The 26,269-nt window shown below is 74.7% G+C and carries 27 protein-coding genes; 11 read left to right on the plus strand and 16 right to left on the minus strand.

Annotation, left to right across the window (positions count from 1 at the left end; all coding sequences use genetic code 11):
* Nucleotides 1-98 precede the first annotated feature (98 nt).
* The gene (gene leuS, locus E3O41_RS07185) at nt 99-2,666 is read right to left on the minus strand and encodes a leucine--tRNA ligase (RefSeq protein WP_240482242.1); all 2,568 of its coding nucleotides are present in this window, start codon (nt 2,664-2,666) and stop codon (nt 99-101) included.
* 140 nt (nt 2,667-2,806) lie between these two features.
* On the opposite strand from leuS, the gene E3O41_RS07190 reads away from it, so the two are divergent.
* From E3O41_RS07190 to E3O41_RS07205, 4 genes are read left to right on the plus strand one after another with little or no spacing between them, the layout of a single operon-like run.
* Complete coding sequence (locus E3O41_RS07190; RefSeq protein ID WP_067024250.1) at nt 2,807-3,493, plus strand: DedA family protein; 687 nt, start codon at nt 2,807-2,809, stop codon at nt 3,491-3,493.
* A 13-nt stretch (nt 3,494-3,506) separates the two neighbouring features.
* Nucleotides 3,507-4,532, plus strand: a complete 1,026-nt coding sequence (locus E3O41_RS07195; protein WP_067023540.1) for an App1 family protein phosphatidate phosphatase — start codon at nt 3,507-3,509, stop codon at nt 4,530-4,532.
* Nucleotides 4,533-4,572: 40 nt separating this feature from the next.
* Nucleotides 4,573-5,859 carry a M18 family aminopeptidase gene (locus E3O41_RS07200; RefSeq protein WP_179954874.1) on the plus strand — a complete coding sequence of 429 codons (1,287 nt, stop codon included), beginning with the start codon at nt 4,573-4,575 and terminating at the stop codon, nt 5,857-5,859.
* Nucleotides 5,860-5,861: 2 nt separating this feature from the next.
* Nucleotides 5,862-6,776, plus strand: coding sequence for a 3-methyladenine DNA glycosylase (locus tag E3O41_RS07205; protein ID WP_067023542.1), 915 nt, complete (start codon nt 5,862-5,864; stop codon nt 6,774-6,776).
* Here E3O41_RS07205 and E3O41_RS07210 read toward each other — a convergent pair.
* Nucleotides 6,749-7,978: a glycoside hydrolase family 3 N-terminal domain-containing protein gene (locus tag E3O41_RS07210; RefSeq protein ID WP_240482244.1), complete on the minus strand. Its 1,230-nt coding sequence runs from the start codon at nt 7,976-7,978 to the stop codon at nt 6,749-6,751. The genes E3O41_RS07205 and E3O41_RS07210 overlap by 28 nt on opposite strands.
* Nucleotides 7,979-8,047: 69 nt before the next feature.
* On the opposite strand from E3O41_RS07210, the gene E3O41_RS07215 reads away from it, so the two are divergent.
* Nucleotides 8,048-8,728, plus strand: coding sequence for an NUDIX hydrolase (locus tag E3O41_RS07215; protein WP_067023544.1), 681 nt, complete (start codon nt 8,048-8,050; stop codon nt 8,726-8,728).
* Here the strand turns inward: E3O41_RS07215 and fdhD are convergent, their stop codons facing one another.
* The 5 genes from fdhD to modA are packed head-to-tail and all read right to left on the minus strand — an operon-like array spanning nt 8,729 to nt 13,454.
* Nucleotides 8,729-9,580: a formate dehydrogenase accessory sulfurtransferase FdhD gene (fdhD, locus tag E3O41_RS07220; RefSeq protein ID WP_067023546.1), complete on the minus strand. Its 852-nt coding sequence runs from the start codon at nt 9,578-9,580 to the stop codon at nt 8,729-8,731.
* Between the two features lie 21 nt (nt 9,581-9,601).
* The gene (moaA, locus tag E3O41_RS07225; protein ID WP_067023548.1) at nt 9,602-10,663 is read right to left on the minus strand and encodes a GTP 3',8-cyclase MoaA; all 1,062 of its coding nucleotides are present in this window, start codon (nt 10,661-10,663) and stop codon (nt 9,602-9,604) included.
* Nucleotides 10,664-10,689: 26 nt separating this feature from the next.
* Nucleotides 10,690-11,871, minus strand: coding sequence for an ATP-binding cassette domain-containing protein (locus tag E3O41_RS07230; RefSeq protein ID WP_067023550.1), 1,182 nt, complete (start codon nt 11,869-11,871; stop codon nt 10,690-10,692).
* Nucleotides 11,868-12,671 (minus strand): ABC transporter permease, encoded by an 804-nt coding sequence (locus E3O41_RS07235; protein ID WP_135012201.1) that lies wholly within the window; start codon nt 12,669-12,671, stop codon nt 11,868-11,870. The genes E3O41_RS07230 and E3O41_RS07235 overlap by 4 nt, the downstream gene beginning before the upstream one ends.
* Before the next feature lie 39 nt (nt 12,672-12,710).
* Entirely contained in the window at nt 12,711-13,454 is a 744-nt protein-coding gene (gene modA, locus E3O41_RS07240; RefSeq protein ID WP_240482252.1) for a molybdate ABC transporter substrate-binding protein, read from the minus strand.
* Between the two features lie 32 nt (nt 13,455-13,486).
* Between modA and E3O41_RS07245 the strand changes: the two genes are divergently transcribed.
* The 6 genes from E3O41_RS07245 to E3O41_RS07265 are packed head-to-tail and all read left to right on the plus strand — an operon-like array spanning nt 13,487 to nt 17,433.
* Nucleotides 13,487-14,644 carry a ThiF family adenylyltransferase gene (locus tag E3O41_RS07245; RefSeq protein ID WP_067023554.1) on the plus strand — a complete coding sequence of 386 codons (1,158 nt, stop codon included), beginning with the start codon at nt 13,487-13,489 and terminating at the stop codon, nt 14,642-14,644.
* A 2-nt stretch (nt 14,645-14,646) separates the two neighbouring features.
* Nucleotides 14,647-15,870, plus strand: a complete 1,224-nt coding sequence (locus E3O41_RS07250) for a molybdopterin molybdotransferase MoeA (RefSeq protein ID WP_099566271.1) — start codon at nt 14,647-14,649, stop codon at nt 15,868-15,870.
* Between the two features lie 12 nt (nt 15,871-15,882).
* Nucleotides 15,883-16,356 (plus strand): cyclic pyranopterin monophosphate synthase MoaC, encoded by a 474-nt coding sequence (gene moaC / locus E3O41_RS07255; RefSeq protein WP_067023557.1) that lies wholly within the window; start codon nt 15,883-15,885, stop codon nt 16,354-16,356.
* Nucleotides 16,353-16,934: a molybdenum cofactor guanylyltransferase gene (gene mobA / locus E3O41_RS07260; RefSeq protein WP_067024262.1), complete on the plus strand. Its 582-nt coding sequence runs from the start codon at nt 16,353-16,355 to the stop codon at nt 16,932-16,934. Before moaC ends, mobA begins: the two co-directional genes overlap by 4 nt.
* On the plus strand, nt 16,931-17,200 hold the full coding sequence (locus E3O41_RS14335) for a DUF6457 domain-containing protein (RefSeq protein ID WP_067023560.1): 270 nt from the start codon (nt 16,931-16,933) through the stop codon (nt 17,198-17,200). Before mobA ends, E3O41_RS14335 begins: the two co-directional genes overlap by 4 nt.
* Entirely contained in the window at nt 17,200-17,433 is a 234-nt protein-coding gene (locus E3O41_RS07265; protein ID WP_067023563.1) for a MoaD/ThiS family protein, read from the plus strand. The genes E3O41_RS14335 and E3O41_RS07265 overlap by 1 nt, the downstream gene beginning before the upstream one ends.
* Nucleotides 17,434-17,436: 3 nt before the next feature.
* Here E3O41_RS07265 and E3O41_RS07270 read toward each other — a convergent pair whose 3' ends face one another.
* From E3O41_RS07270 to E3O41_RS07310, 9 genes are all read right to left on the minus strand, one after another.
* On the minus strand, nt 17,437-17,913 hold the full coding sequence (locus tag E3O41_RS07270; protein ID WP_067023576.1) for a tetratricopeptide repeat protein: 477 nt from the start codon (nt 17,911-17,913) through the stop codon (nt 17,437-17,439).
* Entirely contained in the window at nt 17,910-18,341 is a 432-nt protein-coding gene (locus E3O41_RS07275; RefSeq protein WP_067023579.1) for a molybdenum cofactor biosynthesis protein MoaE, read from the minus strand. The genes E3O41_RS07270 and E3O41_RS07275 overlap by 4 nt, the downstream gene beginning before the upstream one ends.
* Nucleotides 18,338-18,826, minus strand: a complete 489-nt coding sequence (locus tag E3O41_RS07280) for a MogA/MoaB family molybdenum cofactor biosynthesis protein (protein ID WP_067023582.1) — start codon at nt 18,824-18,826, stop codon at nt 18,338-18,340. The genes E3O41_RS07275 and E3O41_RS07280 overlap by 4 nt, the downstream gene beginning before the upstream one ends.
* The gene (locus E3O41_RS07285; protein ID WP_135012203.1) at nt 18,823-21,129 is read right to left on the minus strand and encodes an FdhF/YdeP family oxidoreductase; all 2,307 of its coding nucleotides are present in this window, start codon (nt 21,127-21,129) and stop codon (nt 18,823-18,825) included. The genes E3O41_RS07280 and E3O41_RS07285 overlap by 4 nt, the downstream gene beginning before the upstream one ends.
* Before the next feature lie 38 nt (nt 21,130-21,167).
* A complete protein-coding gene (locus E3O41_RS07290; RefSeq protein ID WP_067023589.1) occupies nt 21,168-22,388 on the minus strand; it encodes a DUF6716 putative glycosyltransferase in 1,221 nt (406 codons plus the stop codon).
* Nucleotides 22,385-23,257 carry an N-acetylneuraminate synthase family protein gene (locus E3O41_RS07295; RefSeq protein WP_067023593.1) on the minus strand — a complete coding sequence of 291 codons (873 nt, stop codon included), beginning with the start codon at nt 23,255-23,257 and terminating at the stop codon, nt 22,385-22,387. Before E3O41_RS07295 ends, E3O41_RS07290 begins: the two co-directional genes overlap by 4 nt.
* Nucleotides 23,254-24,468, minus strand: a complete 1,215-nt coding sequence (locus E3O41_RS07300; protein WP_067023596.1) for an acylneuraminate cytidylyltransferase — start codon at nt 24,466-24,468, stop codon at nt 23,254-23,256. The genes E3O41_RS07295 and E3O41_RS07300 overlap by 4 nt, the downstream gene beginning before the upstream one ends.
* Nucleotides 24,465-25,400: a hypothetical protein gene (locus E3O41_RS07305; RefSeq protein ID WP_067023598.1), complete on the minus strand. Its 936-nt coding sequence runs from the start codon at nt 25,398-25,400 to the stop codon at nt 24,465-24,467. The genes E3O41_RS07300 and E3O41_RS07305 overlap by 4 nt, the downstream gene beginning before the upstream one ends.
* A gap of 95 nt (nt 25,401-25,495) precedes the next feature.
* The gene (locus tag E3O41_RS07310) at nt 25,496-26,251 is read right to left on the minus strand and encodes a lytic transglycosylase domain-containing protein (protein ID WP_135012205.1); all 756 of its coding nucleotides are present in this window, start codon (nt 26,249-26,251) and stop codon (nt 25,496-25,498) included.
* Nucleotides 26,252-26,269 lie beyond the last annotated feature (18 nt).

A 26,269-nucleotide genomic window follows, 5' to 3' on the forward strand; every position in this document is an offset into this window, starting at 1 on the left:
GCGCCGCCGTCAGGGACGGCTGTCCACAGGGCCGCCGCGACCGCACCGCGGGAGGCGGGCCTGTGAGCGGGCGGAGGCCGGCCCCCGCCCGCCCCGGGTCACTTCACGACGAGGCTGACGATCTTCGGCGCGCGGACGATGGCCTTGACGATCTGGCCGTCGCCGACCGCGCGCAGCACGCGCTCGTCCGAGCGGGCCAGCGCCTCCAGCGCCGTCGAGTCGATCTTCGCCGGCACCTGCAGCTGCGCGCGCACCTTGCCGTTGATCTGCACGACCGCGGTGACCTCGTCCTCGACGAGCAGCGCCGGGTCGGCCGAGCGCCACGGCACCAGGCCCACCGAGGGCTCGTAGCCCAGCTGCTCCCACATCTCCTCGGCCGTGTGCGGCGCGAACAGGTCGAGCACCATGGCCGTGACCTCCGCGGCCTCGCGCACGGCCGGATCGGCGGCGCCCGCGCCCGCGCCCGCGCCCGCGCCCGCGTCGATCGTCTTGCGGATCGCGTTGACGAGCTCCATCAGGCGGGCGACGACGACGTTGAACTTCGTCTGCTCGATGAGCACCGGGGCGTCGGCGAGCAGGCGGTGGGTGACGCGGCGCAGCGCCTGGTCGCCCTCCGCCCAGACGACGTCCTTCTCGCTCGTCACGTCGGCGGCGACGCGCAGGGCGCGCGCCAGGAACTTCTGGGCGCCCGTGGTCGAGACGTCCTTCCAGTCCTTGTCGTCCTCCACCGGGCCCGCGAAGGCGAGCGCCACGCGCAGCGCGTCCGCGCCGTGCGCGTCGAGCTCGTCGCTGAAGAGCACGAGGTTGCCCTTCGACTTCGACATCTTCGCGCCGTCGAGGATCACCATGCCCTGGTTGATCAGGCTCGAGAACGGCTCCGTGAAGTCCACCAGGCCCATGTCGAACAGGACCTTGGTGATGAAGCGGGCGTACAGCAGGTGCAGGATCGCGTGCTCGACGCCGCCGACGTAGGTGTCCACCGGCGCCCAGCGCAGCGCGTCCTTCGGGTCGAACGCCTTCTCCGCGTTCCCCGGCGAGAGGAAGCGCAGGAAGTACCACGACGAGTCCACGAACGTGTCCATCGTGTCGGGATCGCGCCGCGCGGGCGCGCCGGTCTCCGGGTCGGTCGTCTCGACCCAGCCCGTCGCCGCGCCGAGCGGCGAGGAGCCCTTCGGCTTCAGGTCGATGTCGCGCGCCTCGGGCAGGCGCACGGGCAGCTGCTCGTCGGGGACCGGCACAATGCGGCCGTCCTCGGTGTGGATCATCGGGATCGGCGTGCCCCAGAAGCGCTGGCGCGAGATGAGCCAGTCGCGCAGGCGGTACTGCTTGGCGGCGCGGCCGGCGCCGGCCGCCTCCAGCTGCTCGATGACGCGCGCGATCGCGTTGCGCTTGCTCAGCCCGTCGAGCGGACCCGAGTTGATCATGCGGCCCTCGCCCGTGAGCGCCTCGCCGGTCTCGGCGGGGCTGGGCAGCGGCACGTCGATCGGCACGCCGTCCTCGTCGAGCTCGATCACCGGCATCGCGCCCGTGATCGGCGCGGTGGTGTCGACGACCACCTTGACCGGCAGATCGAACTTCCGGGCGAAGTCGAGGTCGCGCTGGTCGTGGGCGGGGACGGCCATCACGGCGCCGTGGCCGTAGTCGGCCAGCACGTAGTCCGCCGCCCAGATCGGCAGGCGCTCGCCCGTGAGCGGGTGGATCGCGTAGCGGTCGAGGAAGACGCCGGTCTTCTCGCGGTCGGTCGCCTGGCGCTCGATCTCGGTCTGCTTCTGCGTCTGCTCCAGGTAGTCCTGGAACCGCATGCGCACCTCCGCCGACGCACCGGCGGCCAGCTCGGCGGCCAGGTCGGAGTCGGGGGCGACGACCATGAACGTCGCCCCGTACAGCGTGTCGGGGCGCGTGGAGAACACCGTGACCTTCTCGTCACGGCCCTCGATCGCGAAGTCGATGTCCGCACCCACCGAGCGACCGATCCAGTTGCGCTGCATCTGCAGCACCTTGGTCGGCCAGAAGCCCTCGAGCTGGTTCAGGTCGTCGAGCAGGCGATCGGCGTAGTCGGTGATCTTGAAGTACCACTGCGTGAGCTTCTTCTTCACGACCGTGGCGCCGCAGCGGTCGCACTGGCCGTCGACGACCTGCTCGTTGGCGAGCACCGTCTGGTCGTTGGGACACCAGTTGACCGGGCTCTCCTTGCGGTACGCCAGGCCGCGCTCGTGCAGCTGCTGGAACAGCCACTGGTTCCAGCGGTAGTAGTCGGGATCGCTCGTGTGCAGCACCCGCGACCAGTCGAACGAGACGCCGTAGGCCTTCATCGACTCGCGTTGCTGGGCGATGTTCTCGTAGGTCCACTCACGCGGATCGGCGCCGCGCTGGATCGCCGCGTTCTCGGCGGGCAGGCCGAAGGAGTCCCAGCCGATGGGGTTGAGCACGTTGTAGCCGCGGTGCCGCCAGAACCGGGCGACGATGTCGCTGTAGAGGTAGTTCTCGGCGTGACCCATGTGCAGGTCGCCCGACGGGTACGGGAACATCGCCAGCACGTACTTGCGGGGCCGGGTGTCGTCGTCGCCGCCCGCAAGGAACGTGCCGTTCTCCGCCCAGTACGCCTGCCACTTCGCCTGGATGGCGTGCGGGTCGTGAGCGGTCTCGGTGACGGTGGTCTGCGACACGTTTCGTGGGGCCAATCGATCGGGTGCGGGGACGCCCGCGGGCGCGAGAGGACGGGAGTTTCCAGGTTACTCCACCGTTTCGGGGTGCTTTCCCTCCCGTTTCCGGTCGGGCCGCCGCCTAGGCTGAGCACGTGGGCTGGCTGAACGACGCGCTGACCGCGATCCTCGACGCGGTCCAGAGCGTGGATCCCGTGCTCCGGACCGTGCTGGCCGCCGTCGCGATCGCCCTCGAGACGAGCGTGCTCGTCGGGCTCATCGTGCCGGGCGACACCATCGTGATCGTCGCGGCCACCGGCGTCGACGGCGTGCCTCAGGCGATCATCCTCGGCGTGAGCGTCGTGCTCGGCGCGCTGGTGGGCGAGAGCGTGGGCTACGCGCTGGGCCGCTGGCTCGGCCCGCACATCCGGCACTCGTGGCTGGGGCGGCGGATCGGCGAGCGCAACTGGGAGCGCTCGGAGCGGTACCTGCGCAAGCGGGGCGGGCTGGCGATCTTCCTCTCGCGATTCCTGCCCGTGCTGCACTCGCTCGTCCCGCTCACGGTCGGCATGACCGGCTACCCGTACCGGCGCTTCATCGCGTGGACGCTGCCGGCGTGCACGCTGTGGGCCGGCATCTACGTGACGATCGCCGCGGCCGCCGCCGACTCGTACCGCGAGCTCGCCGACCGCGCGCACTGGATCGGCTACGTGTTCGTCGCCGCCATCGCGGTGTTCCTGCTGTTCGCCTGGCTGGTCAAGCACCTGCTGTACCGCGCCGAGCAGCGGCACATGGAGGCCGACGCCGTGGAGCACCCCGAAGCGCCGGACGAGTCGCCGCGGCAGGCATGAAAGACTGAGGGGGATGCCTTCTCCCGAACCCCGCGAGAAGATCCACTGGATCGCCAAGCTCGAGGGACGCTTCCACGGCCTCCGCGAACGCCTCGCGCGTCGCTCGGGCCGCAAACCCACCGTCGTTCCCTTCGCCGGCTACGGCGGCGAGGACTGGGTGCGCGTGCTGGGCCGCGTGCTCATCGTGCCGCCCCGCAAGCACGGCCCCGACGGCGAGCCGGCCAGCGTGCGCGGCTGGCGCTCGTTCCTGGGCATCCCCGTCGGCTTCGCGCCGGTGGCGATCACGATCGGCGGCGTCACGCACGACGTCGTGACCGACCGCGGCGGCGTCATCGACGTCGTGCTGCCGGCGCGACTGGAGCCGGGCTGGCAGGTGTTCCAGCTGTCGGTCGAGGGCGGCGCCACCGTCGAGGGGCGCGCGTTCATCGTCGCCGCCGACGTGCGCTTCGGGGTGGTCAGCGACGTGGACGACACCGTCATGGTCACGGCCCTGCCGCGCCCCCTGCTGGCCGCCTGGAACTCGTTCGTCGTCGACGAGCACGCCCGCCAGCCGGTGCCGGGCATGGCCGTGCTGCTCGAGCGGCTGTCGCGGACGAACGCCGGCAGCCCGATCATCTACCTCTCCACCGGCGCCTGGAACGTGGCGCCCACGCTCACGCGCTTCCTGGAGCGCCACCTGTTCCCCTCCGGCTCGATGCTCCTCACCGACTGGGGCCCCACGCACGACCGCTGGTTCCGCAGCGGCAAGGAGCACAAGCTCACCAACCTGCGCCGCCTCGCCGAGGAGTTCCCGCAGATCGAGTGGCTGCTCATCGGCGACGACGGCCAGCACGACGACGAGATCTACACGACGTTCACGCGCGAATACCCCTCGTCGGTGGCGGGCGTCGCGATCCGGCGCCTCTCGCCCGCGCAGGCGGTGCTGGCCGGCGGTCGCACCGCGGTCGACGACCACACCGCGGCCGGCGTGCCGTGGGTGACGGGCGACGACGGCGCGGGGCTGGCCGAGCGGCTCGAGGATGTCGGTCTGCTGCGCTGAGCCGCCCGCGGCCCGGCGCCGTTGCGGGGATAATCGAGGGATGACCCCCTCCGTGCCTGCCGAAGCCCGCGCCCACGTCGACGATCTCGCCGCCTTCGTCCAGGCGTCCCCGTCGTCGTACCACGCCGCCGCCGAGACGGTGAGGCGCCTGACGGAGGCCGGGTTCGCCGAGCTGAGCGAGCGCGACGCGTGGACGATCGCTCCCGGCGGCCGCTACGTGATCGCGCGGGACGGATCCGTCATCGCGTTCGTCGTGCCCGAGGGCGCCGGCCCGCTCACGCCGTTCACGATCGTGGGCGCCCACACCGACTCCCCCGGCTTCAAGCTCAAGCCGAAGCCGACCGTGATCGGCGCCGGCGGCTGGTGGCAGCTCGGCTGGGAGGTGTACGGCGGCCCGCTGCTGAACTCGTGGCTGGACCGCGAGCTCGAGCTCGCCGGGCGCATCGTGACGCTCGACGGCACCGAGCACCTCGTGCGCACGGGGCCGCTCGTGCGCATCCCGCAGTTGGCCGTGCACCTGGACCGGGGCGTGAACGACGGCCTCAAGCTCGACCGGCAGCGCCACACCGCGCCGATCTGGGGCCTCGGCGACGACGAGAGCGCCGACATCCTCGCCACCCTCGCCGCCGCGGCGGGCGTGACGGCCGATCGCATCGGCGGCTACGACATCGTGGCGGCCGACACGCAGCAGCCCCGCGTCTTCGGCGCCGGCGACGCGTTCTTCGCCTCGGGACGCCTCGACAACCTGCTCTCCACGCACGCGGGCCTCGTCGCGATCGCCGACGCGCACCCGACCGACGCAATCGCGATGTTCGCGAGCTTCGACCACGAGGAGATCGGCAGCAGCTCGCGCTCCGGTGCCGCCGGCCCGTTCCTCGAGGACGTGCTCGGCCGCATCGGCGCGGCGCTGGGCGGCACCGCGGACGACCGGGCGCGCGCGTTCGCGGCGTCGTTCCACGTCTCCAGCGACGTGGGCCACTCGGTGCACCCGAACTACCCGGAGAAGCACGACCCGGTCAATCACCCGATCGCCGGCGGCGGCCCGATCCTGAAGATCAACGCGGTGCAGCGCTACGCCACCGACGCGCACGGGGCCGCGGTCTGGATGGCGGCGTGCGAGGCCGCCGGCGTGCCCACGCAGGAGTTCGTCTCGCACAACGACGTGCCGTGCGGGTCGACCATCGGCCCGATCGCCGCGACGCGCCTCGGCATCCGCACGGTCGACGTGGGCGTGCCGATCCTCTCCATGCACTCCGCCCGCGAGCTCACGGCCGTCCTCGACCCCTGGTACCTGGCGCGCGCGATGGGCGCGGTCCTGGCGCGCTGATCGTGTCGCCCCTCGCGCCCGTCGCCCCCGCCCGGCCGGTCGTCCGGCTGGAGCGGGACGACTGGCGCGCCCGCGCGCAGGCCCACGCCGACCGCGCCGACGCGCTCACGGCCGATCATCGGGCCCGCGCCGCCCGTGGCGAGAAGCACCCCGTCTGGGACTTCCTCTTCACGTACTACGGCTACAAGCCGGCGCTGCTGCGGCGGTGGCACCCGGGCGCGGGCGTGGAGCTGGCGGATGCGGCCGACGATGCGCGCGCGGGGTGGCGCTGGTACCGGCGCGGCTCCTCCCCCGATGCGCTGATCCCGGACGCCGAGGCGTTCGCGGCCGAGAAGCCGCAGCTGGCGGACCTCATCGCGCGCATCCTGCGCTCGACCGCGGCCCGCCCGGGGCGGTTCGGATGCTTCGGCCTGCACGAGTGGGCGATGGTGTACCGGCAGGACGCGCATCGCCACCCGCAGCCGCTGCGACTGGGTCAGGAGGGCACGGATCGGGTGGTGGAGACGCACGATCTGCGCTGCACCCACATCGACGCGTTCCGGTTCTTCACCCCCGATGCGGCGCCGCGCAACGAGCTGACTCCCACGCGCGAGACGCAGCCGCTCCTCGAGCAGCCGGGGTGCCTGCACGCGGGCATGGACGTGTACAAGTGGGCCGTCAAGCTCGGCCCGCTGGTGCCGGGCGAGCTGCTCCTCGACGCGTTCGAGCTGGCCCGCGACATCCGCCGGCTCGACATGGAGGCCGCGCCCTACGACCTGCGGGAGTGGGGCTTCGAGCCCGTGCGCATCGAGACGCCCGAGGGCAAGGCCGAGTACGTGCGCCGGCAGCGGGCGTTCGCCGAGCGCGCGAACCGCCTGCGCGCCGCGATCCTCGAGGCCTGGCAGGGGCCTCAGCCCACCGGCACCGCGACGGACTGACCCGACAGCTGCAGCCGCAGCGCCAGCACCCGCTCGGCCGCCTGGCGCAGCCGCGCCTCGGGGATCAGCCCCGCGTCGGCGGCCGCCGCGATGCCGTCGGCGAGATCCCCCGCGGTGGTCCAGTCGGAGCGGACCACCTGCAGCACGAGGTCGGCGCCGGCCGCGACCGCCGCCACCGCGTTGGAGACCGGGTCGGTGTAGCGCTCGTCGCCGCTGGAGAGCAGCATGCCCAGGTCGTCGGTCACCGTGACGCCGGTGAAGCCGAGATCCTCGCGCAGGATCCGGTACCACTCGGGCGCCAGCGAGGCGGGCTGGTCGGAGATCTGCGGGTAGGCCAGGTGCCCCATCATGACGAGCGGCGCGCCCGCGTCGATGCCGGCCTGGAACGGCACCGCCGTGGTGGCGAGCCAGTCGTCGTACGACTGATCCGCGACCGGGATCCCCCAGTGCGAGTCGTCGGCGACCGTGCCGTGCCCCGGGAAGTGCTTGAGCGTCGTGAGCGCGTAGGGAGCCTCGCCCTCGGTGGCGGCCGTGACGCGCTCGGCGGCGGCCTGGGGGTCGGTGCCGAGCACGCGGGGCGCGATGAACGAGTACGGATCGTCGGTCGCGTCGGCGACCACGCCGTAGTTGACGCCGATGCCCGCGCGCGCGACGAGCGCCCCGCGCGCGGCGAAGGCGATCTCGGCCTCGCCCGGGTCCGCAGCGGCGAGGTCGCCGCCGGCCGCGAAGTCGTCCCACGGCAGCCGCGTGACGGTGCCGCCCTCCTCGTCGACGCCCACGAGCGCGGGCAGCGCCGGGTCGCCGCGCAGCGCGGTCGTCAGCTCCCGCAGGCGCTCCTCGTCGTACGGCACGTTCGAGCCCATCAGCAGGAAGCCGCCCACGCGCGCCTCCGCCAGGTAGCGCACGGCGGTCGCCGGGTTCTGCGTGCCGTAGTGCCCCATCACGATCGTGCCGGCCAGCGCGCGGGAGTCCATCTCGGCGGCCAGGGCCTGGGCGCGGGCGGCGATCGTGTCGGGCTCGGCGGCGACGACGGTGACGGCCTCGTCCTCGGGCGCCGCGGGCGCTGCCGCGGGGGCGGCGGCGTGTGCGGGCGGCGCATCGGCGGCGGTCGCCGGGAGCGCGCCGGACGCCGTCGCCGCGAGCACGGCGAGCGGGAGGCACAGCGCGAGCGCGCGACGCCCCCGTCCCCCGACTCCGATCACCCCTCCAGGGTACGCAGTTCGGCCGGCCTTCACCCGAGGGGGCGCGGCGATGGCGTAACGTCGATCGACGTGACGGAACCGGTGGCATCGGCTCGCGAGCAGCTCCGAGCGCTCGCCGGCGATCCCGCCTTCGCGCAGCCGTGGGGCGACTTCTCCTTCGGCCGCGACGACCGGCCGGCCGCGGTCCTCGTGCTCTTCGGGGTGCTCGACGCGCGGCGCGCCGATCGCGACGCGCCGGCCGTCTCGCGCGACCTCGACGTGCTGCTGCTCTCGCGCGCCACGACGCTGCGCAGCCACGCGGGCCAGGTGGCGTTCCCCGGCGGACGCATCGATCCCGGCGACGCCGGCCCCGTCGAGGCGGCGCTGCGCGAGGCCGTCGAGGAGACGGGGCTCGACCCCACCGGCGTCGAGGTGCTCGGCACCCTCCCCGAGGTGCCGCTGCCCTACTCGCTGCACCGCGTCACGCCGGTGCTGGGCTGGTGGGCGCGGCCCACGCCGGTGCGCGTGGTCGACGAGGGCGAGTCGTCGTCGGTGTTCCGCGCGCCCGTCGCCGAGCTGCTGGACCCGGCCAACCGCTACACGACGCGGCTGCGGCGCGATGAGGCGGAGCACCGCGGTCCCGCCTGGCTGCTGCAGATCGACGGCCAGGAGCGCCTCGTGTGGGGCTTCACGGCGATCATCCTCGACACGCTGTTCACGCGCCTGGGCTGGACGGAGCCGTGGGACCCGGAGCGCGTCATCGACCTCTGATCAGCCGGTCACGGGTACCGGGGCGACGACCCGCTCGACGCCCGCGTAGACGTTCAGGTGATCGCCGCGGACGAAGCCGACCAGCGTGAGCCCGCCCTCCTCGGCGAGCTCGACCGCGAGCGAGGACGGCGCCGAGACGGCCGAGAGCATCGGGATCCCCGCCATGAGCGCCTTCTGCACGAGCTCGAAGCTCGCGCGGCCCGACACCTGCAGCACGTGGCGGCGCAGCGGCAGCCGGTCGTTGAGCACCGCCCAGCCGACGACCTTGTCGACGGCGTTGTGGCGGCCCACGTCCTCGCGCACCACGAGGAGCTCGCCGGTCTCGGCGTCGAACAGCGCGGCCGCGTGCAGCCCGCCCGTCCGGTCGAACACCTCCTGGCGCTCGCGGAGGGCATCGGGGAAGCCGGCGATCGTGCGCGCGTCGATCGTGAACGCGTCACCGGACACATCGTGCGCCGAGACGGTGCGCACCGCGTCGATCGAGGCCTTGCCGCACACGCCGCACGAGCTGGTCGTGTAGAAGTTCCGCGTGAGATCGGTGCTCGGAGGCTCTACGCCGGGAGCGAGCGCCACGTCGAGCACGTTGTACGTGTTCTCCACGCCGCCGGTGCCGGGACCGCCGCAGTGGATCGCGGTGCGGAAGTCCGCCCCCGTGCGCACCACGCCCTCGGAGACGAGGAAGCCGGCCGCGAGCTCCACGTCGTGCCCCGGCGTGCGCATGGTGACGGCGAGCGGCTGCCCCAGCACGCGGATCTCGAGCGGCTCCTCGACGGCGAGCGTGTCGGGGCGCCTCGTGGCCCCGTGCCCGAGGGAGATGCGGGTGACGGGACGTCGCTGCGTGATGCGGCCCATCTCGCCATCGTACGCGCGCGCTCAGCCGCCGATCGCGTTCATTCCGCGGGACGGCTGCAGGAAGGACGGATCGTCGATCGCGTGACCGGGCAGCTTGCCGGCCACGCAGGCGCGCAGCACCCGCTCGATGTCGGTTGCCGATCCGCCGCCGCGCAGCACGGGCACGAGGTCGTACTCGCTGGTGGAGAACAGGCAGTTGCGCAGCTGGCCGTCGGCCGTCAGGCGCATCCGGTCGCACGCCCCGCAGAACGGCGCCGTCACGGAGGCGATGACGCCGACGGTGTGCGGGCCGCCGTCGAGCCGCCAGGTCTCGGCGGGCGCGCCGCCGCGGCCGGGCACGGGGTCGAGCCGCCAGCGCCGCGCGAGGGACTCGAGGATCTCCTCGCGCGTGACCATGGCGTCGCGCCGCCAGGTGTGCCCCGCGTCGAGCGGCATCTGCTCGATGAAGCGCAGTTGCGCGTCGTGCCCGACGGCGAACTCCACCAGGTCGACGAGCTCGTCGTCGTTGACGCCGCGCATCGCGACGGCGTTGAGCTTGAGGGGACGCAGGCCCGAGGCGGCCGCCGCCGCGACGCCCTCGAGCACGTCGTCGAGCCGATCGCGCCGGGTGAGCGCGTGGAAGCGATCGCGCCGCAGCGTGTCGAGGGAGATGTTCAGCCGCGCCAGGCCCGCCTCGATCAGCTCGGGCAGCACCCGGCCCAGGCCGATGCCGTTGGTGGTCATGGCCAGCTGCACGGGACCGTCGGGGCCGGTGATGCGGGCGAGGCGGCGCACGACCTCCGGCAGGTCGCGGCGCAGCAGCGGCTCGCCTCCCGTGAGCCGGAACGTCGTGACCCCGCAGGCGGCGGCCACGCGCGCGACGGCCTCGATCTCGTCGAGCGTGAGGATGCTCCCGCGCGCCAGCCACTCGTTGCCCTGCTCGGGCATGCAGTAGGTGCAGCGCAGCGAGCAGCGGTCGGTGAGCGAGACGCGCAGGTCGCGGTGCACGCGCCCGAAGCGGTCGACGAGCGCGCCGCCCACCGCCGCGTCGTCGACGGCGGGCGCGCTCGGTCGCGGTCCGAGCCGGACCGGGACGGCCGTCATGGGCGCCTCCTGTGCATCGCTCCAGGCTACGCGGCGGCGGCGGGGTCGGGGCTCGTCTCGGGCTCGCCCGCGCGCGCCGCCCGCACCGGCACGATGCGCACGTCGTGCGATCGCACCGACAGCCGCACCGGATCGCCGGGCGCCAGGCGCAGCTCCGCGAGCCGATCGGCGGACAGCTCGGCCGCGACGGCGGGGTCGGAGGTCAGCACGCGCGCGCCGGACGGCGTCGCCTCGAAGCGCACCACGCGCGAGATCCACTCCCCCGGCTCGGGCACGTCGTCGCGCGCCAGGCGCAGGGCGGCCGTCCAGGTCTCCTGCGCGGCGCGCTCGATGCGGACGGCGCCGGGCCGGAACAGCGCCGCGACCGCGGTGTCGTCGGCCGCGCCGGTGGGCCAGCGCGCCCCGAGCCGGATGCGCCCCTGGCCGCTCGGCACGAGGGCCTCGCCGTCGCGCGCGCTGCCGAGCACGCGGTTCAGGCCGGCGATCGTCGCTCCGAACGGCGTCGCCGGCTCCTGGAGCACCTCGCGCACGGCGCCCTGCTGCGTGATCCGCCCCTTCTCGAGCAGGATGAGCCGGCGCGCGAGCGCCGCCGCATCGGCGACGTCGTGGGTGACGACGATCGTCGCCACGCGCGCGGCGGCGAGCTGAGTCTGGAGCATCGCGCGGATGTCGCCGGCCGTCTCCGGATCGAGCGAGGTGAGCGGCTCGTCCAGCAGGAGCGCGCGGGGCGCCGCGGCGAGGGCGCGCGCGATCGCCACGCGCTGGTGCTGGCCGCCCGAGAGCGTGCGGGGCAGGCGATCGCCGGAGCCGCCCAGGCCCACGTGCCAGAGCCACTCGTCGGCCTCCGTGCGCGCGTGCGCCCGGTCCAGGCCGCGCACGCGCAGCCCGAAGGCCACGTTGTCGCGCGCGTTCAGGTGAGGGAACAGCCGCGGGTCCTGGCCGAGCAGGACGACGCCGCGCCGCTGCGGGCGCACGTTGCGCCGGTGCGTCGCCGTGACCCGGCCATCGAACGTGACGGCGCCCGCCGCCAGGCGCGTCGTGCCGGCGATGGCCTCGAGCAGCGTCGACTTGCCGGCCCCGCTGGGGCCCATGACGGCCAGCACCTCGCCGTGATCGACCGACAGCTCCGCGTCGAGCGTGAAGCCGCGGCGCCGCACGACGACGTGGGCGTCGATCGCGTTCTCGTCGCGCCCGATCGCAAGGGTCATCGCACCGCCCCCGGGCGCCAGGCGCGCACGAGCAGCAGCACCGCGACGGCGGTGACGAGCAGCAGCAGCGACAGAGCGACCGCGGGACCCTGCGCGAGACCCGAGCCATTGAACGCGGTGTAGATCGCCAGCGGCATCGTGCGGGTGATGCCGGGGGCGTTGCCGGCGAACAGCGCGGTGGCCCCGAACTCGCCCACGGCCCGCGCGAAGCACAGCACGGTGCCGGCGACGAGGCCCGGCGCGGCCAACGGCAGGGTGACGCGCCACAGGATGCGCCAGCGGCCGGCGCCGAGCCCGGCCGCGGCGAGCTCGTAGTCGGTGCCGGTCGAGCGCAGCGAGCCCTCGAGCGCGAGGACGAGGAAGGGCAGCGCGACGAACACCTGCGCGAGGACCACGGCCGTCGTCGTGAACGGGATCTCCACGCCCTGGCGGGCCAGCCACTGCCCGACCGGCCCGCTCTGCCCGAACAGGAACAGCAGGGCCACGCCGCCGACCATCGGCGGCAGCACGAGCGGGATGGTCACGAGCGCGCGCAGCACCGCCGCGACGGACCGCGCCGATCGCGCGATGAGCACCGCCAGCGGCACGCCCAGGATCAGGCAGATCGCCGTCGCGAGCAGCGCCGTGCGCACCGACAGCCACAGCGCCTCGAGCGTCTCGGGTGCGGTGATGTCCGCCCACACGGTGTCCCAGCGCACGCGGGCGACCAGCGCCACGAGCGGCGCGACGAGCAGCACCAGCCCCAGCAGCGCCGGCACCGCGAGCACCCGAGGCAACTGTCCGGCGGCCCGCGTGGTCATATCCTCATCCTGCCGTGAAGCGCCCCGGCGATGCCACGATCACGGCGCTCCCGGCGCGCCGAACCCGTGGCGGTCGAGGATCCGCTGCCCCTCGGGTCCGCTCACGAACGCCGCGAACGCCGCGGCGGCGTCGGGCTCGCGGGCGTCGTCGAGCACGGCGATCGGATAGCGGTTGACGATGTCGGCCGCCTCGGGCGGCTCGGTGACCGTCACGTCGCGGCCGATCGCGTCGGTGCGGTACACGAGCCCCGCGTCGGCGACGCCGGTCTCGACCTTCGTGAGCACGGCCGTGACGTTCTGCTCCTCGCTGGCCGGCACCACCGCGATCCCGGCCCGCTCCAGCAGCGCGCGCGAGGCCGCGCCGCACGGCACCTCGGGCGCGCAGAGCACCACGTCGAGCGACCGATCGGCAAGGTCCGCGAGCTCGCCGACCGCGCCGCCGACGGGGGCGACGAGCACCAGCGTGTTCGTGGCGAACACCTCCGCGGGGCCGGCGAGTTCGGCCGCCCGCGTCATCGTCTGCTCGTCGGCGGTGGCGAGCACATCGGCGTGCGCGCCCTCCTCGAGCTGGGTGACGAGCACGCTCGAGCCGTCGGAGACGATCGGCCGCACGTCGATGTCGGGCCGCTCCGCCTCGAACGCCCGGGCGATGTCCTCGAACGCGTCGTGCAGCGAGGCGGCGGCGAACACCGTGACGGGCGCGCGCTCCTCGGCCGCCGGCGCACAGGCCGCCACGAGCGCGAGCGCGAGCATCCCGATCGCTGCCGCCCGCACGCTCCGCACCCGTCGATCCTGGCACGTCTTACGCTGGTGCCATGCCGTTCCCGCCCCTCGTCGAGCCCGTCGCCGCGCTCTCCGACGCGGAACGGGCGCGCACCGCCCGTCACCGCGCGCTCGGCGGCTTCGGCGAGCTCGCGCAGCGCCGCCTCGCCGGGGCCCACGTCGCGCTGGTCGGCGCCGGCGGCCTCGGCTCCCCCGCGATCCTCGCGCTCGCCGCCGCCGGCGTGGGGCGGCTCACGGTGATCGACGACGACGCGGTCGAGCTGTCGAACCTGCAGCGGCAGGTGCTGCATCGCGTGGCCGACGTCGGCACGCCCAAGGCCCTCAGCGCCGCGCGCGCCGCCGCCGAGCTGTCGCCGCAGACCCGCGTCGACGCCGTCCGGGAGCGGCTCCACGCCGGCAACGCGCGCGAGCTGCTGGCCGGAGCCGATCTCGTGCTCGACGGATCGGACACGTTCGACACCCGCGTGGCGGTCGCCGCCGCCTGCGAGGACCTCGGCGCGCCGCTGGTGTGGGGCGTGGTGCAGGAGTTCCACGCGCAGGTGACGGTGTTCTGGTCGCGGCCACCGGCGGGCGCCTCGCCCGTGCGCCTCGGCGACCTGTACCCGTCCGGCAGCGCCGGCGAGGTGCCCACCTGCGCCGAGGTCGGCGTGCTGGGCGCCCTGTGCCTGCAGGTGGGCGCGCTCATGGCGCAGCAGGCGATCGCACTGATCACCGGCGTCGGCGAGCCGCTGCTCGGGCGCCTCGTGCTCCTCGACGGCCTGCGCATGACGCAGCGCGAGGTCCCGCTGCGCGCCTCGGCTGCCGATCGCGGCGCGGGCACCGAGCACCCCGCCGTCGCCGGTCCCCCACCCGCGGCGGGCGAGGAGCCCCGCGCGATCCGGCCGGGCGACCTGCGCGCCGCCCTCGCCACGGCCGACGCTCCCCTGCTCGTCGACGTGCGCGGCGCCGACGAGCGCGCCACCGACCCCGCGCCCGCCCCGTCGCTGCACGTGCCGCTGGACGCCCTGCTCGCCGATCCCGGCGCCGTCGCCACCGCGGCGGCCGGGCGCGACATCGTGACGCTGTGCCGGTCGGGCGTGCGCTCGCGCACGGCCGCCCTCGCCCTGCGCGCCGCGGGCGCTCCGGCGGCGACCCTCGCGGGCGGCATCGACGCGTGGCGCTCCGAGCGCGCGGCCGAGGTGCCCGCGTGAGCCTGCGTTCCGTCGAGGAGCAGCTCGAGGTCGTCCTGGCCGAGGCGGCGCCGCTGCCCACGATGCGCGTGCCCCTCGAGGCCGCCGCGGGCGCCACCCTGGCCGAGGCGGTCCGGGCCCGCGTGGCGATCCCCGTCTTCGACAACTCGGCCATGGACGGCTTCGCGGTGCGCTTCGAGGACGTGCGCGCGGCGTCGCCCGAGACGCCGATCACCCTGCGCGTGGTGGCCGATCTGCCCGCCGGCAGCCCGGACGATCCGCCGCTGGCGGCCGGCGAGGCCGCTCGGATCATGACGGGCGCCGCCGTGCCGACCGCGGCCGACGCGATCGTCCCGTTCGAGGACACCGCCGGCGGCCTCGAGGACTCGCTGCGCTCCGCCGTGGTCACGCGCGCGCCCCGCGCCCGCGGTGCGCACATCCGCCGCCGCGGCGAGGACCTCTTGCCGGACGACATCGTGCTCGAGCCGGGCGTCGCGCTCGGCGGCCTCGCGCTCTCGGCCGCGGCCGCCGCCGGGGTGACGGAGGTGGTCGTGCACCGCCGGCCCCGCGTGATCGTCGTCTCCACCGGCGCCGAGCTCGCCGCGCCCGGCGCCGAGCTGCGCCGCGGCCAGATCCCCGAGTCCAACTCGGTGCTGCTCGCGTCCCTCGCCCGCGAGGCGGGGGCCGAGGTGATCTCCGTCGCCACCGTCGACGACGAGCCGCACTCGCTGCGCGCCGTCCTCGACGGCGCGGCCGACGCCGATGTCGTCCTCACCTCGGGTGGGGTCAGCGCGGGCGCCTACGAGGTGGTGAAGAACGTCCTCGGCGGCCAGATCGCGTTCACGAAGGTCGCGATGCAGCCGGGCAAGCCGCAGGCCTTCGGCCGGCTGTCCTCCGGGGCCCTGGTCTTCGGCCTGCCGGGCAACCCCGTCAGCGCGGCCGTGTCCTTCGAGGTGTTCGTCCGTCCCGCCCTGCTGCGCATGCAGGGCCGCACCGAGATCGCCCGCCCGAGGCTGCGGCTCCCCGCCGCCCGGGCGTGGCCGACGCCGCCGGGCCGCCGGCAGTACCTGCCCGCCGCGGTGGACCGATCCGATCCCTCGCGCTGGACGGTGCGCCCCGCGACGGCCGGCGGGTCCGGATCGCACCTGGCGGGCGGGCTCGGGCGCGCCGAGGCGCTCGCGGTCGTCCCCGCCGATGTCGAGTCCGTCGCGGTCGGCGACCCGGTCGACGTGCTGCTGCTCACCTGACAAGGAGACCCCATGACCTTCACCCACCTCGACGCGGCCGGTCACGCCCGCATGGTCGACGTCACCGAGAAGCAGCCGACGGTGCGGGCGGCCACCGCCCGCGGCCGCGTGCGATGCGCCCCCGAGACCGTCGCGGCCCTGCGCGACGGCGCCGTGCCGAAGGGCGACGTGCTGGCCGTGGCGCGCATCGCCGGCATCCAGGGCGCCAAGAAGTGCGCCGAGCTGCTGCCCCTCGCGCATGTGATCGGCGTGCACGGCGCCACGGTGGATCTCACGATCGACGACGACGGCGTCGCCATCGAGGCCACGGTCCGCACGGCCGATCGCACGGGCGTCGAGATGGAGGCGCTCACGGCCGTGAGCGTCGCCGGGCTCGCGATCGTCGACATGATCAAGGGCATCGACCGCTCGGCCCTCATGACCGACATGCGCATCGTGGCCAAGGAGGGCGGGCGCAGCGGCTCGTGGACGCGACCGGGCGAGTGAGCGCCGCCGCGATCGTGCTCGCGGGCGGCCGGGCGTCGCGCCTGGACGGCGCGGCCAAGCCGCTGCTCAAGGTCGGCGGCCGCACGCTGCTCGACGGGGTCGTCGCGGCGCTGGCCGACGCGGGCTTCGAGCCGATCGTCGTGTCTGGCCCGCCGCTGCCGACGGCGCGGCCGGTCGTGCGGGTGCGGGAGCATCCCCCGTTCGGCGGCCCGGTGGCCGGGATCGCCGCGGGCCTGGGCGCCGTCGCCGCCGAGCACGTCGCCCTGCTCGCGGCCGACCTCGCCCGCCCGGCGGCGGTCCTCGCGGCGCTGCGGCCGCACGTGGGCGAGCTCGCGGCGGCGGACGCCGTGTGCCTGGCCGACCCCGACGGCCACGCCCAGTGGCTGGCCGGGCTCTACCGCGCCGAGGCGCTGTGCCGCGGCCTCGCCGCGCTGCCCGATGGCGGGCGCGACGCCTCGCTGCGCGCGCTGCTGCGGGGCCTGCGCGTCGTCACCGTCACGGCCTCGCGCGAGGCCGTGCTCGACGTCGACACGTGGCAGGATCTGGATCAGGCCCGCGCGAGTGAGGAGACGACATGAGCGAGTCCCGCACCCTTCCCCCCGAGGCCCTCGACGCGTGGGCCGACGCCGCCTGCGCGCGCCTCGGCATCGACCGCGCCGCGCTGTCGGTCCCGCTCGTGCTGGACCTGGCGCGCGACGTGGCGCACGGGGTGGCCCGCCCCGCGGCGCCGCTGAGCGCCTTCATCGCCGGGCTCGCCGCCGGGCGCGCGGGCGGCGATGCGGAGGCCCAGCGCGAGGCCGTCGCCGCGCTGACCGCGCTCGCCAACGAGTGGGCGGAGCGCTGATGGCGCGCGTGCGCTACTTCGCGGCCGCCGAGGAGGCCGCCGGCCGCGCCGAGGAGCTGCGCGGCGAGACCACGCTCGCCGCGCTGCGTGCCGCGCTCGCCGACGCGCACCCGGCGCTGGGGCCGATCCTCCCCCGCTGCGCCGTGCTCGTCGACGGGCGCCGGCACGACGACAACGTGCCGCTGGCCGAGGGCGCGCTCGTCGACGTCCTGCCGCCGTTCGCGGGTGGCTGAGGCTCAGGCGGTCAACGCCGCGGCGTAGGCCCGCACCGACCGGTTGTACCGGGGCAGCGTCGGCTCGACGGCCTCGATCGCCACGCGCAGCGCCTCGTCGTGCCGGCCCGCGCTGTGCAGGGCGAGCGCGAGGAACACCGCGTGCGCCGCGCCCACGGAGGGGTGCGCGGGGGCGGCGCGGAGCATCGCGATCGCCTCGTCGACGCGCCCCAGGTTGCGCAGCGTGGACGCGTGCTGGATCGCCAGCTGGGCGGCCCGGGCGGGATCGACGCGGGCCAGGCCTGCCGCGGTGGCGGCGGCGTACTCGGCGTCGGCCTCCGCCTCGCGCCCGGCGGAGTCCAGCGCGCCGCCGAGCTCGAAGTGGCCGAGGGCGGGCTCGGGCGCCTCGGCCGCGAGGGCGCGCATCCGCTCCACCCTCTCGGCGTCGTCGACGCCCTCGTCGTCCCACAGCGCCTCGACGAGGGCCTCCCATGCGCTCATCCGCCCAGTCCCTTCCACGCCGTCGTTCCGTCGGCCTCGATCTGCCGCTTCCACACGGCGAGCTCCCGCTTGATGTCCTCGATCACGTCGCGGCAGGCGGCGAAGGCCTCCGCGCGGTGACCGGTCGACACCGCGATCACCACTGCCGCGTCGCCGACCTCGAGGCGGCCGATCCGGTGGCTCACCGCGATCCTCGCGTCGTGGGCGGCCGCCGCGCGCTCGGCGATGGCGCGCAGCGTCGCCTCGGCGTCGGGGTGGGCCGTGTACTCCAGCGCCCGGACGGCGCCCGCCGCGTCAGGGTCGTGATCGCGCACCCGCCCGACGAACGAGGTCTCCGCGCCGGCCGATTCGTGCGCGACTGCGTCGAGGTGGGCGGCGACGTCGAGCGGATCCGCGGTGATCGCCGCGATGACGACGGCGCCGGTCATGCCGCGCCGCCGTGGTGGTCAGCCCCGTCGAGCTGCGCGAGCACGTGCCGCGCGACCGACAGGATCACCGGCATCCCCTCGGCCACGGCCGACGGGGAGCCCGGGAGGTTCACGATGAGCGCGTCGCCGGCGGCCCCCGCGATGCCGCGGCTGAGGATCGCGGCGGGCGTGCTGGCGATGCCGCGGCGCCGCAGCTCCTCGGCGATGCCCGGCAGCTCGCGGTCGATCACGGCGCGGGTGCCCTCGGGGGTCTCATCGCGCGGCGCGATGCCCGTGCCTCCCGTCGTCACGATCAGCCGCGCGCCGCCGTCGAGCGCCGCCCGGAGCGCCCGTTCCACGCTCGCCGCGCCGTCGGGCACGATCGCCGCGTCCGCGCAGGCGAAGCCGGCCTCGCGCAGGGCGGCGACCGCCACGGGCCCGCCGGCGTCGGGCCGCGCCCCGGCGGCGGAGCGATCGCTGACCGTGATGACCGCCGCGGCGGTCACGCGCGGCGCTCCAGGCGCACGATCACGGCCTTCGACGTGGGTGTGCCCGACACGTCGGCGACGGAGTCCAGCGGCACGAGCACATTCGTCTCCGGGTAGTACGCCGCGGCGTTGCGCCGGGGTGTGTCGTACGAGACGAGCCGGAACGCCTCGGCGCGCCGCTCCTCCACGCCGCGCGGCCCGGCCCACTCCGACACGAGGTCGACGATGTCGCCGTCGGCGAATCCGGCGTCTGCGATGTCGTCGGGGTGGATGAGCACCACCCGGCGCCCGTTGTGGATGCCGCGGTAGCGATCGTCCTTGCCGTAGATCGTGGTGTTGTACTGATCGTGCGAGCGCAGCGTCTGCAGCAGCAGGCGGCCCTCGGGGATGCGGGGGTACTCCAGCGTGTTGGCCGTGAACATGGCGCGCCCCGTGGCCGTGCGGAACAGACGGGCGTCGCGCGGACCGTTCGGCAGGTAGAACGTCTGCCCCTTGTCCACGCGCTTCTCGTAGTCCTCGAACCCGGGGATGACGCGCGAGATGTGCCCGCGGATCTGCGCGTAGTCCGCCTCCAGGGCGCCCCAGTCCGCCCGCGGCGCGCCGTCGCGCCCGGCGAACACGCGGGCGCAGAGCTGGGCGATGATCGCCGTCTCGCTGAGCAGGTCGTCCTTGGGCGGCGCGAGCCGGCCGCGCGAGGCGTGCACGGCGCCCATGGAGTCCTCGACCGTCACGCGCTGCTCCTTGCCGCCGCGGCGATCGCGGTCGGTGCGGCCGAGGGTCGGCAGGATGATCGCGCGGCGGCCCGTGACGACGTGGGAGCGGTTGAGCTTGGTGGAGACCTGCACGCTCAGCCCGACCCGCGACATCGCCTCCTCGACGACCGCGGTGTCGGGCGTGGCGCTGACGAAGTTGCCGCCCAGGCCCATGAAGAACCGCGCCCTGCCGTCGCGCATCGCCCGGATCGCCGCCACGGTGTCGTAGCCGTGCGCGCGCGGTGCGGTGAAGTCGAACTCGCGGTCCAGCGCCTCGAGGAACGCGACGGGGGGCTTCTCGTAGATCCCCACCGTGCGGTCGCCCTGCACGTTCGAGTGCCCGCGCACGGGGCACACGCCGGCGCCCTCGCGCCCGATGTTGCCCTGCAGCAGCAGCACGTTCACCACGTCGCGCAGGGTCGGCACCGAGTGCTTGTGCTGCGTCAGCCCCATCGCCCAGCACACGATCGTCGCCCTCGACGCCCGCACGCGCTCGGCGATCCCGCGCAGCCGCTGCTCGTCGAGCCCGGTCGCCGCCTCGAGCTCCGCCCACGGCACCGCCGCGACGGCCGCCGCGTAGTCCTCGAAGCCGGACGTGTGCATCTCGATGAAGGCCCGGTCCAGCACCTCGGGGTCGTCGGCGGCGACCTCGAGCAGGTGCTTGCCGATCGCCTGGAACAGTCCCTGGTCGCCGCCCGCGCGGATCTGCACGAAGTCGTCGGCGAGCTTGGTGCCGCCGAGGATCACGCCGCGCGGCGTCTGCGGGTTGTTGAAGTGCATCAGCCCGGCCTCGGGCAGCGGGTTGACGGCGATGATCGTGGCGCCGTTGTGCTTGGCCTTCTCGAGCGCGCTGAGCATGCGCGGGTGGTTCGTGCCCGGGTTCTGGCCGGCGACGATCAGCAGGTCGGCGCGGTGGATGTCCTCGATCGACACGGTTCCCTTGCCGATGCCGAGGGTCTCGGTCAGCGCCGATCCGCTCGACTCGTGGCACATGTTCGAGCAGTCCGGCAGGTTGTTGGTGCCCAGGCCGCGCACGAGGAGCTGGTACAGGAACGCCGACTCGTTGGAGGCGCGGCCCGACGTGTAGAAGATCGCCTCGTCGGGGTCGTCGAGCGACCGCAGCTCCTCGGCGATGATGTCGAGCGCCTCGTCCCAGCCGATCGGCCGGTAGTGGGTGGCGCCCTCGTCGAGAATCATCGGATCGGTCAGCCGGCCCTGCTGCCCCAGCCACCAGTCGTCGTGGCCGCGCAGCTCGTCGACGGAGTGCGCGGCGAAGAAGTCGGGGCCGATCCGCCGCAGCGTGGCCTCGTCGGCGACGGCCTTGGCGCCGTTCTCGCAGAACTCGGCGATGTGCCGCTTGTCCTCCTCCGGCCACGCGCAGCCGGGGCAGTCGAAGCCGTCCTTCTGGTTGATCCGGACGAGCGACTGCACCGATCGGACGACGCCCATCTGCTCGACCGAGATCTTCAGCGCGTTGAGCACGGCCGGCACCCCGACCGCCTCCGACTCCGGCGCGCTCACCCGGAGCCGGGTCTCGTCGATGTCGTTCCGGGGTGCCTTCGTCGCCATGTGCCCATCGTAGGACCCGCCGGCGCGCGCCGGGGGTCTCAGGCGACGCGGCGGCGCAGCCGGTTGCGCCAGCGCCGGGTGGTGCGCACCACCGCGCGCGCCGGCACGCCGACCGCGTACGCGAGCGAGCCCGCGACGGTCTGATCGGCCGTGCCGAGGGCGAGGCGGCGCTCCCAGGCGTCGCGCGCGCGACCGCCCACGCGGGCGTGCGCGCGGCGGCCCGGGAGCATGCCCGCCCGGCGCCGCGCGACGAGCTCGCGCACCCGGTCGAGCCAGTCGTCCTCGGCCGGGTCGTGGAAGTAGTTGTCGCCGATCCACTGCGGGTCGGGCGTGCGGAAGCGCCGCGCGATCACGTCGTCGGCGCCGGCCAGCAGGCCGCTGCCCTCGAACACGACGTTGATGAGCGAGGGATGCACGCCGAACGAGTCGAGCGCGATCACGGGCACCCCCTGCGCCGCCGCCTCGATCGCGGCGGTGGAGCTCACGGTCACGAGCCCCTCGGCCGTGCGCAGCGCATCGCGCATCGACGCGGTCGAGGTGTCGAGGTTGGGCGGCAGCGGACCGAGCGAGGCGAGCAGCTCCGGGTACGGGAACTGCTCGCGGTGCGTCTCGGCCTCGCCGGGGCGTCCCCGCAGCTTCAGCACCACGCGTCGGTCGGGATGCTCCTCGGCCGCGCGGACGAGCAGCCGCGCCACCTCCAGGCGTGCCTCGTACCCGCGCGGCACGAGCGCCTGCGCGGCGAACACCAGGTCGGTGCCCTTCCGCGCGATCGGGGCGCCCGTCCGCGCGAACGGCAGCGTGGCCAGGGCGAACCGCTGGCGGATGCCCCGCGCCACCGCCAGGTCCGAGAACTCCGCCACCTCGCGCCGCGAGTGCAGGATGAACAGGTCGCACTGCCGCCGGAAGTGCAGCGCCAGCCAGGTCGCCGGGATCGAGATCCCGGGCAGGCCCGTGAGGATCACCGGCGGCGGGTCCAGGCGCGACACCAGCCGCGCGAGCACCCGCACGAGCGGCCCGCGCGCGGCCAGCAGCACGGCCTCGGCGCCCGCGAGCAGCCCCGGCAGCTCGGCGAAGGTGGCGCGGCGCACGCGCTCCAGGCCGCTGCCGGCCAGCGCCGCCTCCTGCTGGGCCGGGCTGACGACGAGCTCGGTCTCGAGCACGATCAGCTCCGCGCCCGGGACGGGGCCCAGGAGGGCCGCCGCCCACTTGACGTAGGAGTCGGTGTCGGCGACCGCGACGATCCGCGGCGTGGGGATCACGCCGGGACGCGCCGCAGCTTCGCCATCGGCGCCTCCTCACCCGGGAAGACGCGCTTCACGCCGTCGCCGAACGCGGTCTCGATGATGCGGATGTCGCGCACGAGGTTCTTCAGACCGGTCGGCTCGAGCGAGGCGGCGTGGTCCGAGCCCCACATGGTGCGGTCGAGGGTGATGTGGCGCTCGACTGCCTGGGCGCCCATCGCGACGGCGGCGAGCGAGATCTGCAGGCCCCGCTCGTGGCCCGAGTAGCCCACCGGCACGCCCGGGAAGCGGTCGCTGAGCACGCGGATCATGCGGAGGTTCGCCTCGTCGGGCTCCATCGGGTACGTCGACGTCGCGTGCATGAGCACGAGGTTCTCGGTGCCGAGCACCTCGATGGCGCGGTCGATCTGCTCCATCGTCGACATGCCGGTCGAGAGGATGATCGGCTTGCCGGTGTCGCGCAGCGCCTGCAGCAGCTCGATGTCGGTCAGGCTGGCCGAGGCGACCTTGTGCGCGACGACGTTGAGGTCCTCGAGGAACTCCACGCTCGGCACGTCCCACGGCGACGCGAACCAGTCGAGGCCGCGCAGGGTCGCGTGGTCGCCGATCGCCACGTACTCCTCGCGGCCGAACTCCACGCGGTGGCGGTACTCGAGGTAGGTCATGGTGCCCCACGGCGTCTCGCGCAGCGTGTCGCGCATGTGCTCGGGCGTGGCGATCTCGGGGGTGCGCTTCTGGAACTTCACGGCGTCGGCGCCGGCCTCGGCCGCGACGTCGATGAGCTGCTTCGCGATCTCCACGTCGCCGTTGTGGTTCAGGCCGATCTCGGCGATGACGTACGCGGGGTTGCCCCCGCCGATCACGCGGGTTCCGATGCGGACGGTCATGGTGCCTCCTTGGGTGAAGCGTCGGCCGCGCCCATGCGCAGCCCTGGTCGGATGTCGCGGGCGCGCAGCACCCGCTCGGCGAGGTCGCGGACGGCGCCGCGCCCCCCTGGCTTGTCGAGCACCACGCGCGCCGCGGCGAGCACGAGCGGATGGGCCTCGGGCACCGCGACCGGCCAGCCGACCAGGTCGAGGGCCGGCAGGTCGTTGACGTCGTTGCCGAGGTAGGCGATGCGGGCGAGCGGGATCCCCTGCTCGTCGGCCCACCGCCGCAGCGCCGCCGCCTTGTCGTCCTGCGACTGCAGCACGTCGACGCGCAGCTTGCGGGCGCGGGCGCCGACGACCGGATCGGTCTCGGTCGAGAGGATGAGCACGGGGATGCCGGCCTCGCGCAGCAGGCGCACGCCCATCCCGTCGGAGCGGCTCACCCTGACCTGCTCCACCCCGTCGCTCGTCACGCCCACGGTGTCGTCGGTGTGCACGCCGTCGAAGTCGGTCACGACCGCGTCGACGTCGACGCGGTCGGTGCGCGCCGCCGACACGAGCGGCGCCGTCGCGCGGGCCAGCTCGAGCTGACCCGGGGTGTCGATCTCGAGCGCGGTCTCCTCGGGCACCTCGACGATCGCGATGCGGCCGAAGAAGCGGTGGCCCGCCCGGCGGAAGCCGTCGGCGTCCATGACGTAGAACGCGCCCGTCTCGAGGTAGTGCGGCTCGCGGTCCTGGCGGCGCGGGCGGTGGGTGGCGTCGTGGTTGATGCCGACCGCGCCCTGATCGGTGGCGCGCCACAGGAAGCCGTAGGTCTCGATCGCCGAGAAGCTGCTGTCGGCCTCGCCCGCGGTCACGCGGCGGACGGCCTCGGCGAGCCCCGCGACGTCGATGAACGGCGAGGTCGCCTGCAGGAACGCGAGCACCCCGACCTCGACGCCACGCGCCGCGAGCTCATCCAGCGCATGGATGAGCGCGCTCTCCGAGCTGGCGCCGTCGCCCGCGAGCTCCGCGGGGCGGTGCACGATCTCGGCACCCCACTCCGCGGCGGTCGAGGCGATGTCGTCGTCGTCCGTGGTGACCACCACGCGGTCGATGCCTGGCGTCGCGCGCGCCGCCGACACGGCCCGCGCGACGAGCGGGACCCCGGCCACCCGCAGGATGTTCTTGCCCGGCACGCCCTTCGATCCGCCTCGGGCGGGGATGATCGCGACCGTCTCGCGCGTCACGACGCCGCCTCCATGCGCCGCTCCCCCGTCGCCTCGATCGGCGCCTCCGTGATCGTGCTGCCCGTTCCCTCGAGCACCAGCGGCAGGGTCGACAGCGTGCTCGACAGCAGGGTGCGCACGTCCAGGCGGCGCCCGAGTCCGGCCAGCGCCACCTCGACGGGAAGGCCGAGCTTCACCACGCGCACGCGCGGGATCGCGGCGATGGCGGCAAGCAGGTCGTCGGGCTCGCGGCGGTGCGGCAGGTAGGCGACCTCGCCGCGTCGCGCCTCGCGCTCCACCCACCGCAGGTGCGCCTCGCGGCTCATCAGTCCATCGGTCGAACGCGCGCTGCCCAGCACGATGCGGTCCTCGCGCAGGGTGCGGGCGACCGCCGCGGACGGCGTGGTCCCGCGCAGCCAGTCGAACCGGTGCGCCTCGACCCGAAGCCCGAAGTCGGCCACCGCCGCGCGGCGCGCGTCACCCAGCGGGAACGCGGTGAACAGGTCGACGGCGCCGGCCAGCGAGCGGCGGCGCACGTGATCGAGCACAAGCGGCGCGAGGCGGGTCGTCAGCCCGCGCTCGTCGATGCGCGGCCGGCGATAGGGGCGGCTCCCGGCGATCGCGTCGGCGAGGGCCAGCGTGTTCAGGCCGTCGTCGAGGAACGTGATCCGGCGCGGCCGCAGCACCGCGGCGGCGAGCCGGAACTGCCCCGAGAAGCCGTCGCCGATGAGCCAGTGCGTGTGCGCGGCGAGCATGCGCCACGGGATGCCGAAGTACGGCTGCTTCTCGGCGAAGGCGGCGCCGCGACCGATCAGCTCCTCGGCCGTCTCGGGCACCTGCGGCGTGACCCGCGCGGCGAGGTCGATGCGCCTGTCGTGGGCCGCCGCCCACTCGGCGGCGCCGAGCAGCTGCAGCGGGGATTCCACCCACGCGAGCACCGATTCGCGCACCATGTGTTCACCTTGCGTCGGTCCGGTGAACGGGACGGCGGGCGAAGGTTACGCGTCGGGAACGCGCCGGGGAACGGTCGGCAACGCGATGGGGGCGGTCACCCGGCCGCCGCGGCATAGCCGACGGCCGCGTCGGCGACCTGCAGCTGGTAGTCGAGCGTGTCGTTGTAGGAGCGGATCGCGCGGATCCACTGGTCGGGCTGCTCGAGCGATCCGTCGAGCCGGCAGAGGTAGGCCGCGGCGGTGGCGGCGACGTCGTCGATGCTGTGCGGGCTGGCGATGCCGTCGCCGTTGGCGTCGATCGCCCAGCGGCTCCAGGTCTCCGGGATGAACTGCATGGGCCCGACCGCGCGGTCCCACACGGCGTCGCCGTCGAGCGCGCCGCCGTCGGTGTCGGGGATCGCCAGGGTGTCGTCGGTGCCGTCGAGGGGAATGCCGATGATGTCGGGGCGGGCGAACCCGTCGTCGGCGATGCGGCTGCCGAAGATCGATCCGTGCCGGCTCTCGACCCATCCGATCCCCGCGAGCGTGTTCCATCCCACGGCGCACCCCTCCGCGCGGGCGCGCAGATCGGCGCTGACGTAGGCGGTGAGCGCGCGGTCCGGGATCCCCGTGACCGCCGAGACGTTGCCCAGCCACTCGGCGTCGATGCTGCCGTCCGCCCCGACGAGCGGCGCCGCCGGGGTCGCCGAGGTGGGTGCGGGCGGCTGCTCGCCCTCGGGCACGCCCTGCCACGCCTCCGAGGGACGGAAGTCGTCGAGCGCGTCGACCACCGCGAACACGCCCCAGGCCGCCGCCGCCCCGACGAGCACGATCACGCCCGCCACGACCCCGTACCCTCGCTTCGACCCCACGGCGACGATCCTGCCCGA

Source organism: Microbacterium sediminis (genome assembly GCF_004564075.1).
Classification (GTDB): Bacteria; Actinomycetota; Actinomycetes; order Actinomycetales; family Microbacteriaceae; genus Microbacterium; species Microbacterium sediminis.